Annotated in this window: 14 protein-coding genes; 6 read left to right on the top strand and 8 right to left on the bottom strand. The window is 74.2% G+C overall.

The window, feature by feature from the left end:
- Positions 1-21: 21 nt before the first annotated feature.
- Entirely contained in the window at positions 22-900 is an 879-nt protein-coding gene (locus BS75_RS25675; RefSeq protein ID WP_063771429.1) for a TetR/AcrR family transcriptional regulator, read from the top strand.
- Between the two features lie 126 nt (positions 901-1026).
- On the opposite strand, the gene BS75_RS25670 is transcribed toward BS75_RS25675, so the two are convergent.
- The 4 genes from BS75_RS25670 to BS75_RS25655 form a co-directional block, all read right to left on the bottom strand.
- Positions 1027-1902, bottom strand: a complete 876-nt coding sequence (locus tag BS75_RS25670; protein ID WP_034089940.1) for a fumarylacetoacetate hydrolase family protein — start codon at positions 1900-1902, stop codon at positions 1027-1029.
- A 118-nt stretch (positions 1903-2020) separates the two neighbouring features.
- Complete coding sequence (locus BS75_RS25665) at positions 2021-2737, bottom strand: FadR/GntR family transcriptional regulator (protein ID WP_034089939.1); 717 nt, start codon at positions 2735-2737, stop codon at positions 2021-2023.
- Between the two features lie 69 nt (positions 2738-2806).
- Positions 2807-3427 carry a GNAT family N-acetyltransferase gene (locus tag BS75_RS25660; protein ID WP_042437272.1) on the bottom strand — a complete coding sequence of 207 codons (621 nt, stop codon included), beginning with the start codon at positions 3425-3427 and terminating at the stop codon, positions 2807-2809.
- A 76-nt stretch (positions 3428-3503) separates the two neighbouring features.
- Positions 3504-4289: a DUF1684 domain-containing protein gene (locus BS75_RS25655; protein ID WP_034089938.1), complete on the bottom strand. Its 786-nt coding sequence runs from the start codon at positions 4287-4289 to the stop codon at positions 3504-3506.
- 233 nt (positions 4290-4522) lie between these two features.
- On the opposite strand from BS75_RS25655, the gene BS75_RS25650 reads away from it, so the two are divergent.
- The 3 genes from BS75_RS25650 (at position 4523) to BS75_RS25640 (ending at position 8043) form a co-directional block, all read left to right on the top strand.
- A complete protein-coding gene (locus BS75_RS25650) occupies positions 4523-4894 on the top strand; it encodes a PASTA domain-containing protein (protein ID WP_052069689.1) in 372 nt (123 codons plus the stop codon).
- 32 nt (positions 4895-4926) lie between these two features.
- Positions 4927-5616 (top strand): HAD family hydrolase, encoded by a 690-nt coding sequence (locus BS75_RS25645; RefSeq protein WP_034089937.1) that lies wholly within the window; start codon positions 4927-4929, stop codon positions 5614-5616.
- Positions 5617-5730: 114 nt separating this feature from the next.
- Entirely contained in the window at positions 5731-8043 is a 2313-nt protein-coding gene (locus BS75_RS25640; RefSeq protein WP_034089936.1) for an FdhF/YdeP family oxidoreductase, read from the top strand.
- A 1-nt stretch (position 8044) separates the two neighbouring features.
- Here the strand turns inward: BS75_RS25640 and BS75_RS25635 are convergent, their stop codons facing one another.
- Positions 8045-9622, bottom strand: a complete 1578-nt coding sequence (locus BS75_RS25635) for a C40 family peptidase (RefSeq protein WP_231608175.1) — start codon at positions 9620-9622, stop codon at positions 8045-8047.
- A 347-nt stretch (positions 9623-9969) separates the two neighbouring features.
- On the opposite strand from BS75_RS25635, the gene BS75_RS25630 reads away from it, so the two are divergent.
- On the top strand, positions 9970-11175 hold the full coding sequence (locus tag BS75_RS25630; RefSeq protein ID WP_034089935.1) for an inorganic phosphate transporter: 1206 nt from the start codon (positions 9970-9972) through the stop codon (positions 11173-11175).
- 28 nt (positions 11176-11203) lie between these two features.
- Positions 11204-11437 (top strand): hypothetical protein, encoded by a 234-nt coding sequence (locus BS75_RS25625; protein WP_034089934.1) that lies wholly within the window; start codon positions 11204-11206, stop codon positions 11435-11437.
- 81 nt (positions 11438-11518) lie between these two features.
- Here the strand turns inward: BS75_RS25625 and BS75_RS25620 are convergent, their stop codons facing one another.
- From BS75_RS25620 to xylB, 3 genes are all read right to left on the bottom strand, one after another.
- Positions 11519-12583: a membrane protein gene (locus BS75_RS25620; RefSeq protein WP_034089933.1), complete on the bottom strand. Its 1065-nt coding sequence runs from the start codon at positions 12581-12583 to the stop codon at positions 11519-11521.
- A gap of 95 nt (positions 12584-12678) precedes the next feature.
- Complete coding sequence (locus tag BS75_RS25615) at positions 12679-13887, bottom strand: ROK family transcriptional regulator (RefSeq protein ID WP_034093761.1); 1209 nt, start codon at positions 13885-13887, stop codon at positions 12679-12681.
- 47 nt (positions 13888-13934) lie between these two features.
- On the bottom strand, positions 13935-15341 hold the full coding sequence (gene xylB, locus BS75_RS25610; RefSeq protein WP_034089932.1) for a xylulokinase: 1407 nt from the start codon (positions 15339-15341) through the stop codon (positions 13935-13937).
- Positions 15342-15443 lie beyond the last annotated feature (102 nt).

Raw genomic sequence — 15443 nt, 5'->3', positions numbered from 1 at the left:
GACGCCCCTACCGCAGACCCCGTGTCCACTCCGGCGGACGCAGCAGCGACGCCGACGGACGCGGGCCCCGGATCCGGCGAGCGCGCCCAGCGGGCGCGGCGCGGACCCTACCGGCGGCTGCCGGTGCAGCAGCGCCGGGAGCAGCTGATCGCGGTGGCACTGGAGCTCTTCAGCAGACATGCGCCGGAGGAGGTCTCGCTCGACGACGTGGCCGCCGCCGCGGAGGCCTCGCGGCCGCTGGTCTACCGCTACTTCCCGGGCGGCAAGCAGCAGTTGTACGAGGCCGCGCTGCGCAGCGCGGCCGAGGAGCTGGCCTCGCGGTTCGTCGAGCCGACCCGGGGCACGCCGGCGGAGCGCCTCGGCCACGTCCTGGACCGCTACTTCACCTTCGTCGGCGAGTACGCGGCCGGCTACGGCGCACTGCTGCGCGGCGGCTCGGCCGCCGAGAACGAGCGGACCACGGCGATCGTGGACGAGGTGCGCCGGGCGGCCTACAACAGCATCGTCGAACAGCTCGGGGTGGAGCAGCCCGGGCCCCGGCTCAACCTGATGATCCGTTCCTGGATCTCGGTGGTCGAGGTCAGCGCGCTGACCTGGCTGGACGACAGCCGGCGCGGGGCGGCCGACCGGGGCGCCGGCAACGCCGCGGGCGCCGGCGTCGGCACGGCGGCCGAGCTGCGGGACTGGCTGGTGGACGAGTTCGTGGTGATGTTCGCCGGTGCGGCGCTGCACGATCCGCAGTGCGACCGGGTGCTGCGGCGGATGATCACCCACTCGGCCGACGACGGGCTTGGACTGCGACTGGCCTCCCGGATCGGCCGACTGCTGCTCGCACCGGGCGCCGAGCCCCGCCCCGGGCCCGAGTCCGAGCCCGAAGCTACCGGCGAGTCACCGGACTGACGGAGCAACACATCCGATGTCTGCGGCGATTTGGTGGATTCACCAATAGCCGCGGACGACGGAGGGCGGGTGGGACGCCGCGTCCCACCCGCCCTCCGTCCGGCCTGCCGCCTCAGGCGGCGCGCCTCACGCCTTGCCGAGCACCTGGCGCTGCCGGCCCAGGCCGTCGATCTCCAGCTCCATGACGTCGCCGGGCTGCAGGAACGGCGTGCCGGGCCTGCCGAGCGCCACGCCCGCCGGAGTGCCGGTGTTGATGATGTCGCCGGGCTCCAGCACCAGGAACTGGCTGACGTACCAGACCAGGTGGTGCACCGGGAAGATCATGTCGGCGGTGCTGCCGTCCTGCCGGGACTCGCCGTTGACCACGGTCCGCAGGCCGAGCCGCTGCGGGTCGCCGACCGCGTCCGCGTCCACCAGCCACGGGCCCAGCGGGTTGAAGGTCTCGCAGGACTTGCCCTTGTCCCAGGTGCCGCCGCGCTCCAGCTGGAACTCGCGCTCGGAGACGTCGTTGCTGAGCGCGTAGCCGGCGATGACGCCGGCCGCCGCCTCCGGCGACTCCAGGTAGCGGGCGGTGCGGCCGATGACCACGGCCAACTCGACCTCGTAGTCGGTCTTGGCGCTGTTCCTGGGGATCAGCACCTCGTCGTCGGGGCCGACGACGGTGTTGCTGGCCTTCATGAAGATCACCGGCTCGGCGGGCAGTTCCGCCCCGGTCTCCTCGGCGTGGTCCCGGTAGTTGAGACCGATGCAGACCACCTTGCCGGGACGGGCCACCGGCGCGCCGACCCGCTGCCCGGCCAGGTCCAGCACCGGCAGTGCGCCCTGCGCGGCCAGGGCGGCGATCTCCGCGCCCGCGCCGTCCAGCAGCCGCCCGAGGAAGGCGCCGTCGATCTCACCGGTGACCTGGGACAGGTCGTAGCCGGTCGTCCCGCCGTCGGCGTCGCCGTCGGCCAGAAGTACGGGTCGTTCCGCCCCGAGGGGCCCCACTCGCAGGAATCGCACCTGCCATCACCACCTTTGCGATCGTGACGGTCCGGTCGCCCACCGCCGCCAAGAGATCCGATGTATATCAACCCCGACCGAATTCGTCCAGGTTCGCCCGGCATCCGGACAGTCGGCCCTACCCGACCGAGGGGCCGCCGGACGCGGGCGGCTGCTCACCGGCCTCGACCGAGGCGCGCAGCCACTCCTCCACCCCGGCGATGTGGACCATGGCGCAGGCGTGCGCCAGGTCCGCGCGCCCGGCGCGGAGCGCGGCGACCAGCCCCCGGTGCTCCGCCAGGGTCCGCTCCAGCGCGCCCTCCTGGGTCAGCCCGCGCCACACCCGGGCGCGCACGGTCGGCGAGTTGAGCTGCACCAGCAGTGCGGACAGCACCTGGTTCCCGGCCGCCTGGACGATCATGCGGTGGAAGTCGAGGTCGTGGGCGACCAGTTCCTCCACGCTGTGCGCCCCTTCGGCGCGCAGCAGCTCCTGTTCCAGCTCCGCCAGCTGCTCGGCCGAGATCAGCTCGGCGGCCCGCGCCGTGGCGGCCGGCTCCAGCAGCCGGCGGACCTCGAACACCTCCAGCAGCGAGGTGTCGTGCCGCAGTTCGACCATGAAGCCCACGGCCTCCAGCAGCCGCTCCGGCTCCAGGCCGGTGACATACGTCCCGTCCCCCTGGCGGACGTCCAGCACATGGATCAGCGAGAGCGCGCGCACCGCCTCGCGCAGCGAGTTGCGCGACAGGCCGAGCAGCGCGGCGAGGTCCGCCTCCTTCGGCAGTCGGTCGCCGGGCTTGAGCCGCCCCTCGGCGATCATCTCCCTGATGCGTGCGATGGCCTCATCGGTGACCGACACGCGGCCCGCCTTCCTGCCCACTGGAGTCCCGGAACCCAGGGCGAGTCCCTGGAACGCCAATTATGCGCGTCACCCGGTCCCCGGGTGCCCCCGGTGCCGCTCCCATTCCGCGGCCAGGATCGACATCGCGGTGGAGTCCACCCAGCGGCCCTCCCAGAGCAGGGCATCCCTGAGCACGCCCTCCACCACGAAGCCGGCCTTCTCATAGGCCCGGCGGGCCCTGGGATTGAAGGCGTACACCTCCAGCGAGATCCGGTGCAGGCCCAGCTTCTCGAAGCCGTAGCCGCAGATCAACCGGGTCGCCTCGGTGCCCAGGCCGCGGTTCCGGCCCGCCGCCACCAGGGCGATCCGGAAGCTGCAGCTCTCGTTGCCGGGGCTCCACTCGTTCAGCACCACCTCGCCGACCACCAGTCCGCCCGCCCGGTCGACGACGGCCAGGTCCAGCCGGTCGTCCTGGCCGGCCCGGGTGGTGTACCAGGCCGCCACCTTGGCCTCGGCGACCTCGGCGGACTCCTCCGGCGGCAGCGGATGACTGCCCGTCAGCCGGCGGCACTCCGGCTCCTCCCAGAGCGGGCGCAGGGCGGGGATGTCGGCGGCGGTGACCACCCGCAGGGTGACCAGGTCCCCGTCCAGCACCGGCTTGGTCAGGAAGTCGGGCCGGGGAGCAGCGGCGTGCAGCGGATCGCTCATGCCCGGAGTCTGCCCACTCCCCGCCTCCTGCGCACCGGAATTCGCTCCGGTCACGCCGCTCCGGCCCGAACCCCGTTCAGTGCTGGAAGACGTGGGTCTCCCCGGCCGGGACCGCGACGGCGAGCCGGTTGCCCGGGGGCGGGAAGGGGCAGATGAAGTGGTCGGCGAAGGCGCACGGCGGCAGGTAGGCGCGGTTGAAGTCGAGCACGGTCGCGCCGTCCCGGTCCGGTGCGGCCAGGGAGACGAAGCGGAAGCCGAAGGACTCCCGGCCACTGGTGGCGTCGGCGAAGACCGCGCTGAGCGAGCCGTCCCCGGCCCGGCTGACCTGCAGGGTGAGCTCCTCACCGGAGTCCGGCACGGTGAACGCGACCGTCCCGGCCAGCTCCAGCGGCCGCTCGCGGCCGTCCGCGTTGCGGACGCCGACGCTGCGGTCCTCGTCGTAGGCGGTGAACCGGGCCGGAAGCGCCCACTGCTCGTCGTAGGGGTGGGCGTCGATCCCGGCGAAGGCGGAGCGCGCCGCCGAGGCGGGGTCGTAGATCCGGACCGCGTACTCCCCGTCGCGGAGGATCAGGATCAGCTTCCGGCCGCCGTGGGTTATCACCGAGGGCTTGGGCGCGGTGTCCGGACAGAGCTTCACCGAACCGTCCAGCGCCACGCCGTCCACCGCCAGGCCGTCGTGCGCGGCGGCGGTGAGGACGACGCACTTGTCCTGCTGCTCCCAGCGTCCGGGCACCCCGGGCACGCCGCCGCGCAGGTCGGCCAACCAGTGGGTGCCGGTCAGCGCCAGCGGCCCGTGCGGGGCGCGGGCGGCCACCACCCGCTCGTCGCGCCAGTGCTTCCAATCATCCAGACTGCTGCTCACTACGGGGCCTCCGGGAGGAAGGGGACAATCGGCGAGAGTGGGATCGGACCTGCGGAGTCATCGTCTCATCCGGGCCGGCGACCCCCGGTTGCCACCCGAGGGAGGCACCGCCCCACACCTTCCCAACCACCGGACGACGTCCGTATTCCCGACCCTGCCCGCCGGTATTCCCGAACCGGCACCGGGATTCGGAAACCTCTCCGCCCGGGCCGCGGTCGGCCTACCCTGGGCGTATGGAGCCACGCCCCGGGCGGCCGCCCGTCCAGGTCATCGTCCCGAACCTGGTCGGCCTGCACGTCGCCGTGGCACGGGACTTCGCCCACCGCTCGCAACTGGTCGCCGTCGGCCCGGATCCGGACCTCCCGGCCGCCGTCACCGGGACCGTGGTCCGGCAGCAGCCACTGCCCGGGGGCATCGTGCCGCGCTGGTCCACCGTCCTGATCTGGACCTCGGACCGCGGACCCGGCGACGCCGGGGTGCGCGAGCCGCGCCGTCCCAGCCCGCCGCCGCTCTCGGTCCAGCTCCACCAGGACGAACCGGAGCCCGTGCCGACCGAGCCCGAGCCGGTCCCCCGGCAGGACGAGGACGACCCCGTGGTGCCGTAGCAGCGCAGGGCCGGAGGCGGCAGGATCGTCCCATGGTCAAGGGCGTGATGTTCGACTTCTCCGGCACCCTCTTCCGGATCGAGCCGGTCCCGGACTGGTTCGACTCCCTGGGCCTGGACCTGCCGCCGGCCGAGCGGGACGCCACCGTCGACCGGCTCACCGCGGCCGGCGCGCTCCCCGGCGGACCGCCGCCGCTGCACGCCCCGGCCGGCTGGGGCGAGCGCGACCTCGGCGCCGCGCGGCACCGGGCCGCCTACACCGCCCAGACCCGGGCCGGCCTGCGGCCGACCGTCCCGGCCGACCGGGTCGACGCCCTGGCCACCGCCCTCTACGAACGCCACCTGACCCCCGACGCCTGGCGCCCCTATCCGGACGCCGAACCGGTGCTGGGACGACTGCGGCAGCTCGGCGTGCCGGTCGCCGTGGTCAGCAACATCGGCTGGGACCTGCGCCCGGTCTTCGTCCGGCACGGCCTGGACGAGTATGTGGACGCCTACCTGCTCTCCTACGAACTCGGGGTGCAGAAGCCAGATCCGCGGATCTTCCGGGCCGCCTGCCGGCGGCTGTCGGTGGCCCCCGCCGAGGCGCTGATGGTCGGCGACGACCTCCCGGCCGACGGCGGGGCGACCGCGCTGGGCTGCGCCTTCCACCGGGTGCCGGCCCTGCCGGTGGAGCAGCGCCCGGACGCGCTGCTGCCGGTGCTCGGCCTGCTCGGGCTGTGAACTGCGCAATATCCCCGACCGCGCCTCCCCGCGGCCCGCCTCGGAGTGAAAAGATGCAGGTACGCGTGGGGGCAGGGAAGCCGGCCGCGCGTGCGACCCGGAGGTGGACGAGAGATGGCCAGGCAGGCGCCCGAGACGGATCCGGCACAGGACGCACCCGAGGTGACCGCCCCCAAGCACGCGGCCGCCGGTCTGCCCGCCCTGCTGCACACCTCGCAGATCGCCCTCGCGCAGATGGGCGCGGCCCGCTCGGTGCGCACCCTGGCGAAGGTCAACCAGCCGGACGGCTTCGACTGCCCCGGCTGCGCCTGGCCCGAGCCCGAGCACACCCACACCGCCGAGTTCTGCGAGAACGGCGCCAAGGCCGTCGCCGAGGAGGCGACGCTGCGGCGGATCGGGCCCGAGTTCTTCGCCGCCCACCCGATCGCCGACCTGGCCGGGCGCTCCGGCTACTGGCTGGGCCAGCAGGGCCGGCTGACCACCCCGATGCTGCTGGAAGCGGGCGCGACCCACTACACCCCGATCGGCTGGGACGCCGCCCTCGACCTGGTCGCGGCCGAGCTGAAGGCGCTGGACACCCCGGACGCCGCCGCCTTCTACACCTCCGGCCGGACCAGCAACGAGGCCGCCTTCACCTTCCAGCTCTTCGCCCGCCAGTTCGGCACCAACAACCTGCCGGACTGCTCCAACATGTGCCACGAGTCCTCCGGTTCGGCGCTCACCGAGACCATCGGCATCGGCAAGGGCAGCGTCCACCTCAAGGACCTCTACCAGGCCGACCTGATCATCGTCGCCGGGCAGAACCCGGGCACCAACCACCCCCGGATGCTCTCCGCGCTGGAGCGCGCCAAGCGCGCCGGGGCGAAGATCGTCAGCGTCAACCCGCTGCCCGAGGCCGGTCTCGAACGCTTCAAGAACCCGCAGAACGCGCGCGGACTGGTGGGCAACGGGACCAAGCTGACCGACCTCTTCCTGCAGATCCGGCTCGGCGGCGACCTGGCGCTGTTCCGCGCCCTCAACCTGCTGCTGCTGGAGGCCGAGGAGCAGAACCCCGGTACGGTGCTGGACCGCGCCTTCATCGACGAGCACTGCCACGGCTTCGAGAAGTGGGCCGAGGAGGCCCGCTCCACCGACTGGGACGCCGTCCACGCCGCCACCGGCCTGCCGGAGCAGCAGATCCGCGAGCTGGCCGCGCTGGCGCTGGCCTCCGAGCGGACCATCGTCTGCTGGGCGATGGGGCTGACCCAGCACAAGCACTCGGTGCCGACCATCCGCGAGGTCGTCAACTTCCTGCTGCTGCGCGGCAATGTCGGCCGCCCCGGCGCCGGCGTCTGCCCGGTGCGCGGCCACAGCAATGTCCAGGGCGACCGGACGATGGGCATCTTCGAGCGCCCCAGCACCGCCTTCCTGGACGCTCTCGGCACCGAGTTCCGCTTCGAACCGCCGCGCCACCACGGCCTGGACGTGGTCGACACCATCCGGGGCATGCGCGACGGCAAGGTGCAGGTCTTCTTCGCCATGGGCGGCAACTTCGTCGCCGCCACCCCGGACACCGAGGTCACCGAGGACGCGATGCGCCGCTGCCGGCTGACCGTCCACGTCTCGACCAAGCTCAACCGCTCCCATGTGGTCACCGGCGCCCGGGCGCTGATCCTGCCGACGCTCGGCCGCACCGACCTGGACCGGCGGGCCGGCGGGCCGCAGCAGGTCACCGTCGAGGACTCGATGGGCATGGTCCACGCCTCGCGCGGGGCGCTCAAGCCCCCGGCCGCCGACCTGCTCTCGGAGACCGCGATCGTCTGCGGCCTGGCCCGGCGCACCCTCGGCCCGCAGAACCTGGTCCCCTGGGAGGACTTCTCCGCCGACTACGGCAACATCCGCGACCGGATCGCCCGGGTGATCCCCGGCTTCGCCGACTTCAACACGAAGATCAAGCAGCCCGGCGGCTTCGCGCTGCCGCACGGCCCGCGCGACAACCGGGCCTTCCCCACCGCCACCGGCAAGGCCAACTTCACCGTCAACGAGCTCACCGCGCCCGAGGTCCCGGCCGGCCGGCTGCTGCTGCAGACGCTGCGCTCGCACGACCAGTACAACACCACCATCTACGGCCTGGACGACCGCTACCGGGGCATCAAGGACGGCCGCCGGGTGGTCCTGCTGCACCCCGAGGACGCCGCCGAGCACGGCCTGGCCGAGGGCGACTTCACCGACCTGGTGAGCGAGTGGGCCGACGGCGTGGAGCGGCGGGCCCCGCACTTCCGGGTGGTCCACTACCCGACCACCCGGGGCTGCGCCGCCGCCTACTACCCGGAGACCAATGTGCTGGTGCCGCTCGACAGCACGGCGGACACCAGCAACACCCCGACGTCCAAGTCGGTCGTCATCCGCTTCGAGCCCGACTCGGGCCCGGAGTCGGTGCCCTGCTGAGTCACCGCCCCGCCGAGCCGGACGGCGCGGCCGTGCCGGAGGCGCTGCCCGGGACGAAGGCACTGGCCGAGTCCACGGCGGTGGCCGACGTCGACGCGGCAGGCGTCGACGGGGTGTCCGACGGGGACGGCGAGGCCGGGGTCGAGCCGCTGGGCGTCGGCGTCGGCGTGGGCGTCCCGCTGCCGGAGGGCGTCGGGCTCGGCGAGCCGGAGCCGCTCGGCCTGGGCTTCGGCTTGGTCGTGGGCTTGGGGGTGGGCTTGGTCGCCGGAGGCGTCGTCGGCGCCACCGGCGCGAGCGGCTGCGGCTTCTCCGCGGACGGCGGGATCACCGGCGGCGTGTAGCTGCTGAGCGAGGAGTCGGAGCCGTCCGGCCGGACCGCGCCGAGGATCGGGTCCACCGCCATCGGCTCCACATCGACGAAGGCCCCGGTGTGCGGCGCCTCGATGACCATGCCGTTGCCGATGTACATGGCGACATGGCTGGCGCCGGAGAAGTAGATGATCAGGTCGCCCGGGCGCAGCGCGTCCAGTGCCACGTGCGGCAGCTCGGCCCACTGCTCCTCGCTGGTCCGGGGGATCGCCACGCCCGCGGCCAGCCAGGCCTGCGAGGTCAGCCCCGAGCAGTCGAAGCCCGCCGCGTAGGGGCCGATGCCGCCCCAGACGTAGGGGGCGCCCAGCTGGGCGAAGGCGAAGGCGATGGCCTCGGCGCCGGCCGCCGAGGGCTTGCCGTCGTCCTTGCCGAGGATGCCGGAGGCGAGGAGGGCCACCTGGGCGGCGTTGGCGTCCTTCTGCTCCAGCAGTTCGAGTTCCTGCTGCTGGGCGCCGGTCAGCGAGGCCACCTGCTTCTCCACGGCGGCCAGCTGGTCGTTGATCACCTTCCGCTGGGCGGCCTCGGCCGCCAGCAGCGTGCCGGCCTGGGCCTCGGCGACGTCGGCCGCGTACTTGGCGGTGGCCAGGTTCGACTGGTCGTTCCGGAGCTGGGCCAGGAACTTCGCCTGCGAGGTCGCCGCCATCCGCAGCAGCTGCTCGGTGTGCAGCGCCTGCTCGGGGTCGTTGGTCAGCAGCAGCTCGCCGAGCTGGGAGAGGCCGCCGTTGCGGTACTGCGCCTCGGCTATCTCCCCGGCGATGGTCATCCCGTCGTTCACCTGGGACTGCGCGTTCTGGACCTGGACCAGCAGCGCGGTGTCGTCGGACCGGGCCTGGGTGAGCTGCTCGGCGAGGCCGTCGTACTTCTGGGTCTCGACCTCGGCCTGCTGGTAGGCGCTGTGCAGGTGGTCGAGGATCGGCTGCAGCGCGGCCTCGGCCGAGGTCAGGCTCTGCGCGTGCTGCGCCTTGGCGGCGTTCGCGGCATCGGCCTTGGCCGCAGCACTCGCGCCGGCACTCGCGGCGGCGCCGGCCGAGGCTCCGGTGCTGGGCGCGACCGTGGCTCCGCTGTCACCGCCGGTCGCGGCGTAGGCGGCCGACGTCGTCAGTGGGAGCACCGCCAGCGCGGCGGCGGCCAGCAGCGCGCCGCACCGCAGCACCCCCGCCAACCAGGGCCTGGTCCGCTCACCGCGTGCTGTTCCGCCCGCCCTGCGCATGGCGCCCACCGCTTCCCCTCCACCCGCCCCTGGTACTCCGGTCCGGCCCGTTCCGTCGTCCCCAGCGGTTCGGCCCCCCGTGATCCTGCCACGGGCAGGTAACGGTGCGGCAGACCGCGTGGGGATTCTCATGCGGTCTACAGGAAACTCAGGCGACTGAAAGGTGTGACTCATGTCTCGCCCGTGCGGCGGGTGATCCGCCGCGCCCCGGGCGACAGCCGGGGCGACCGACCGCTTTGCTCCGGTTCCGAGATCTGGTCAACTTCGAATAGGGCGTCAGTTCACCTTCCGTTCATCATGCATCCCTACCGTCGGCACGACGCTTCCGCTGAGACGATTGTTTGGTTATGGAACATATGACGTTCCTGGTGACCGTCGTGATCTTCACGGCCCTCGCCTTCGACTTCACCAACGGCTTCCACGACACCGCCAACGCGATGGCCACCTCCATCGCCACCGGCGCCCTGCGACCCAAGGTCGCGGTCGCGATCTCCGGAGTCCTCAACCTGGCGGGCGCATTCCTGTCGGTGGAGGTCGCCAAGACGATCTCCGGCGGGATCATCGACGAGAAGGCCGGCATCCGGCCCGCGGTGGTGTTCGCGGCACTGATCGGCGCCATCCTCTGGAACCTGGTCACCTGGCTGCGCGGCATCCCGTCCAGCTCCTCGCACGCGCTCTACGGCGGCCTGATCGGCGCCACCGTGGTGGCCGTGGGCATGCACGGCGTGGACTTCGCCGTCGTCGTCACCAAGATCATCATCCCGGCGGTCGCCTCACCGATCGTCGCCGGCGTCGCCGCCTGGGGCGCCACCAGGCTCGCCTACCGGATCACCCGACGCAGCAGCGCCTCGGCCTCCGGCAAGGGCTTCAAGGCCGGCCAGATCGCCTCGGCCTCACTGGTCTCGCTGGCCCACGGCACCAACGACGCCCAGAAGACCATGGGCGTGATCACCCTGACCCTGGTCAGCGCCGGCGTGCTGGCCCCGCACTCGGCCCCGCCGCTCTGGGTGATCGTGGCCTCCGGTGCGGCCATCGCCGCCGGCACCTACCTCGGCGGCTGGCGCATCATCCAGACCCTCGGCAAGGGCATCACCACCATCGAGGCCCCGCAGGGCTTCGCCGCCCAGACCGCCTCCGCCACGGTCATCCTGACCTCCTCGCACATGGGCTACGGCCTGTCCACCACCCAGGTCTGCTCCGGCGGCATCCTCGGCGCGGGCAAGGGCGGCGGCACCGGCCAGGTCAACTGGTCGACCGCGCGCCGGATGACCTACGCCTGGTGCCTGACCCTGCCGGCCGCCGCCGCGCTGGGCGGCGCGGGCGCGCTGCTGGCCGACCGGGGCACCTGGGGCGTGGTGCTGCTGGGCGCGCTCGGCGCCGCCGCCTCCGGCTGGATCTACCTGATCAACCGCCGCCGCCCGATCGACGCGAGCCATGTGGTCGACGGGGCCGCGGCCGACGGGAGCGCCCCGGCCACCCCACTGGCGGTCGTCCCGGCCCAGGCGCCGGCCCCGACCACCACCACCGCCGCCACCACGACCGCCGCGGCCTGAGCGCCCGCACCGGACCGGAGTCCCCACCATGACCATCAACTGGGCCGCCCTCGGCAGCACCTTCGGCGTCAGCGTCCTGATCACCCTCGTCGTCGCCGGTGCCTTCTGCCTCGGCATCGCCGCGCTCTCGCAGCGCGAGACGGCCGTCGCGGACGGCGCCGGCGGCAGCCTCCGCGGCGCGACCGCGCTGGTCGGCGTGGTGCTGTCGTTCGCCGCCTGCGCGGCGGCCGTCGGCTACGGCCTGTACCTGATCGCCGGCTGACCCACCAGCACAGGGGCCGCGCACCGGATCGTTCCGGTGCGCGGCCCCTCGCCGTCCGCCCTTGGTCCGGAGCCGCCCGGCTCAGGCCGCCCGGCCGCCGACCCCTTCGGCCTCGCGTCCGCCGCGCGGGCGGACGGCGGTGACCGCCAGCGTGATCGCCACGCCCACCACCGCCCAGACCGAGACCACGATCAGCGGCACCGCGATCCGGGTCCCGTCGAAGTAGGCGATCGACCGGGCGGCGCTGGTCGCCGCGCCGTTGGGCAGCCAGGGTCCGATCGCCCGCCAGAACGGCGGCATCAGCGGCGGCGGGTAGACGCCCCCCGCACTGGGGTTGCCGAGGACCACGAACAGCAGCACCGCCAGACCGATCCCGACGATGTCGAAGACGCACTGGAGCGCCATGGTGAAGGCGCCGACCGCGAAGACCAGCAACGTCCCCAGCCCCCAGAAGGGGAGGACGCCGCCCGGCAGCGCGTTCAGCACCGGGCCGACGATCACGATGCCGCCGATGCCGGCGGCGATCGAGAAGAGCGCCAGCGTGCCCAGCCGGATGGCGGCCCGCTTCAGGTTGGCCGGGCGCGAGCCGGCGCTGATACCCAGGATCGAGGCGACCAGGTAGCCGCCCACGCACCAGCCGATGACCAGGTAGAAGGAGGACAGCCCCTCGGCGTCGCCGGAGGCCAGCGGAACGACGTCCTCGACCACCACGGTGCGGTGCTGCAGCGCCTCGACCCCGGTGATCACCTGCTGCACCGCCGTGGCCAGCGCCGGACCGGAGGCCTGGGCGACCAGCAGCCGGTCCCTGGTCCCGGCCGGGTCGAACACCAGCGCCGCGTAGTACTGCTGACCCTGGATCTGCCGGCGGGCCGTCGCCTCGTCGGCGACGGCGGTGGCGTGGAGGGTGTCCTTGGGCAGCGCGTTCAGCTGGCCGACCAGCTGCCCGGCCACCTCCTTCGGGGCGACCACCGCGATCGCCGCCCGGTGCGGATAGGGATGGTGCAGCGCCCCCACGTAGGAGACGATGAAGCCCAGCACCAGCGCCAGCACACCGAACACCAACAGCGTGGTGCGGACGCTCACCGCGTCCCGGAACTCCGATGCGAATCCCCGCTCGCGGCTGGTGCCGCTCAGTCCACTCGACATACTGACGATCCGTCCGCTCGCATCTGGCTACAAATCAGACAATTCGTAGCACCCGGGCGGGTGAGGACCGCGGACCCACGCCGACGGCGGCCGGATCAGCCCGGCAGGAGCACCGCGCCCGGGTCGTCCAGGATCCGACGGATCGTCACCAGCGCCGCCCCGAGCAGGGGTCCCCGCCGCCCGAGGCCCGAGACCGAGAGCGCGGACTCGGGCCACTCCCGGACCCGCACCCGTTCCGCCAGCTCCCGGCACATCCCCGGCAGCAGCCACTCCCCCAGCTCGGCGTAGGCGCCGCCGAGGACCACCGCCGAGGGGTCGACCAGGTTGACCGCCCCGGCCAGCGCCGTCCCCAGGGCGCGGCCCGCCTGTTCCAGCGCGGCCAGCACCCGCGGCTCCCCGTCCGCCGCGAGGTCGGCCAGCAGCGCGATCCAGTCGCCCCCGGCCGTCCCGATCCCGGCCGCCGCCAGCACCGCGCGCTCACCGGCGTACTGCTCCAGGCAGCCGCGCGCGCCGCAGGCGCAGCGGGGCCCGTCCGGGTGCAGCGGGACGTGGCCGAGCTCGCCGGCGAAACCGCGCGCGCCCCGGAACAGCCGTCCGCCGACCACCAGCGCGGCGCCGATCCCGGCCTCCGCCGAGACATGGACGACGTCCTGCGCCCCGCCCTGCCACAGCTCGGCCAGGGCGCCGAGGTTGGCCTCGTTCTCCAGCTCCAGCTCCAGGCCGAGCAGGGTGCGCGGCAGTTGCTGCTCCCGCCAGCCCAGGTTGGGCGCGTGGACCACGCGGCCGGCGGCCCCGTCGACCAGACCGGGCACGGCCAGCGCCGCGCCGACCGGGCGCAGCCCGAGCCCGCGCGCCTCCGCCACCACCCCGTCCGCCAGTGCGGCCAGCTCGGCGAGGACGGGTCCGGCGGCGCGCCCCCGGTTGGCGGCGGCGACCCGGCCCTGGGCCCGGATCGCACCGCGCAGGTCGACCACGCAGGCGGCCAGGTGGTCGACGCCGACCTCAAGGCCCAGCCCGGCCGGGCCGGTGTCGGCCGGCCGCAGGGCATTGCCGGGACGGCCCACCCGGCCGCTGGGGGCCGGACCGAGCTCGACCAGCAGCCCGTCCCGCATCAGCTCGACGACCATGCTGGAGACCGCGGCCCGGGTCAGCCCGGTGACGGCGGCGGCCTCCGCGCGGGACATCGGGCCGTGCGCGGCGACCGCGCCCAGCACCAGCGCCAGGTTCTGCCGCCGCATGCCCTGCTGGGAGGCGGGGGCGGGGGCGGCGTTGGGACGCGCCGGGCGCGGCTCGTCGATCGGCATCGGGGACCCCCGTCGGCGCAGGTCGGCGCGCGGCGGCACCGGAGAACTCAGGACTCGAACAGTGTCCCGGACCGCCGCAGGGTATCGGCAATCCGCTCCATGGCCGCGTCGTCGCGCGGCAGCGGCTCCAGCAGCACCCCCTCGGCCGTGCCCCAGCGGCGGGCGACCTGGTCCGCGCGCTCCCCGGTCAGCAGTCCGGCCGCCTGCGCCGCCGCGCCGAGGGCGACCAGCTCCTCGGCGGCGGGCACCCGCACCGGCCGGCCGGACAGCCGACGCACCGTCCGCTGCCAGGCCGCGCCCCGGGCGCCGCCGCCGATCAGCAGCAGCTCGGCGTCGTCGGCCAACCGCTCCCCGCCCGCCGTCAGCACCTGCCGCAGTGCGGCCAGCAGCGAGTGGGCCGCACCGTCGTAGGCCGCCTGGAGCAGCTGTCCGGGGGTGGTGTCGTGGCGCAGCCCGTGCACCAGCCCGGTGGCGCCCGGCAGGTCGGGCGTCCGCTCACCGTCCAGGTACGGCAGCACGACGGCGCTGCCGCCGGGCTCCACCGCCTCCCGGTCGCGGCCCAGCAGCGCGGCGAAGCGGTCGACGGCGAGGGTGCAGTTGAGGGTGCAGGCCAGCGGCAGCCAGCCGTCCAGCGCGTCGGCGAAGCCGGCCACGGTGCCGCTGGGGTCGGCCGGACGGCCCCGGGTGACCGCGTAGACGGTGCCGGAGGTGCCCAGGCTCAGCACCGGGGCCCCGGCCGTCAGCCCGAGTCCGAGCGCCGCCGCCATGTTGTCGCCGGTCCCGGCGGCGACCAGGGTCCCGGCCCGCAGCGGCAGGCCGGGCAGCACCGTCCCGGCCGGTGTCCCGGCCGGGACGACCTCGGGCAGCATCGCCTGGTCCAGGCCCAGCCGCGCCAGCAGCGCGGTGTCGTAGCCCTCCGGGGTCCACCAGCCGGTGCCCGAGGCGTCGCCCCGGTCGGTGGCGGCGACCCCGGTCAGCCGCTCGGTCAGGTAGTCGTGCGGCAGCCGCACGGCGGCGGTCCGGGCCGCGGCCCCGGGCTCCCGCTCGCGCAGCCAGGCCCACTTGGCCACGGTGAACGAGGCGCCGGGGACGCTGCCCGCCCGCCGCGCCCAGCCCTCGCGTCCGCGCTCGGCGACCAGCGCGGCGGCCTGCGGGGCGGAGCGGACGTCGTTCCACAGCAGCGCGGGGCGGACCGGCTCGCCGGCCGCGTCCAGCGCGACCAGGCCGTGCTGCTGCCCGCCCACCGAGACGGCCGCCGCCCGCTCGGCCCAGCCGGTCCCGGCGACGGCCCGGGCCAGCGCCCGCCACCACTCGCGCGGATCGCTCTCCCGCCCCGGTCCGGTGCTGACGGTGTGCGCGGCCCGGCCCGTGCCGAGGACGGCGCCGCTCGCCACGTCCACGGCCAGCGCCTTGGTCGACTGGGTGGAGCTGTCGATCCCGATGACCACCTGCACGGCGCACTCCTTCGATCCCGGCTTCGATCCACGCCGGGGGTTCCCCCCGCGGCGGTCTGATACTAATTTGTTTACTGCGATGACGAATACCCCTCCCGGCTG

Source organism: Streptacidiphilus albus JL83, assembly GCF_000744705.1.
GTDB classification, from domain to species: Bacteria; Actinomycetota; Actinomycetes; order Streptomycetales; family Streptomycetaceae; genus Streptacidiphilus; species Streptacidiphilus albus.
This window is presented reverse-complemented; position numbering and strand designations above follow the sequence as displayed.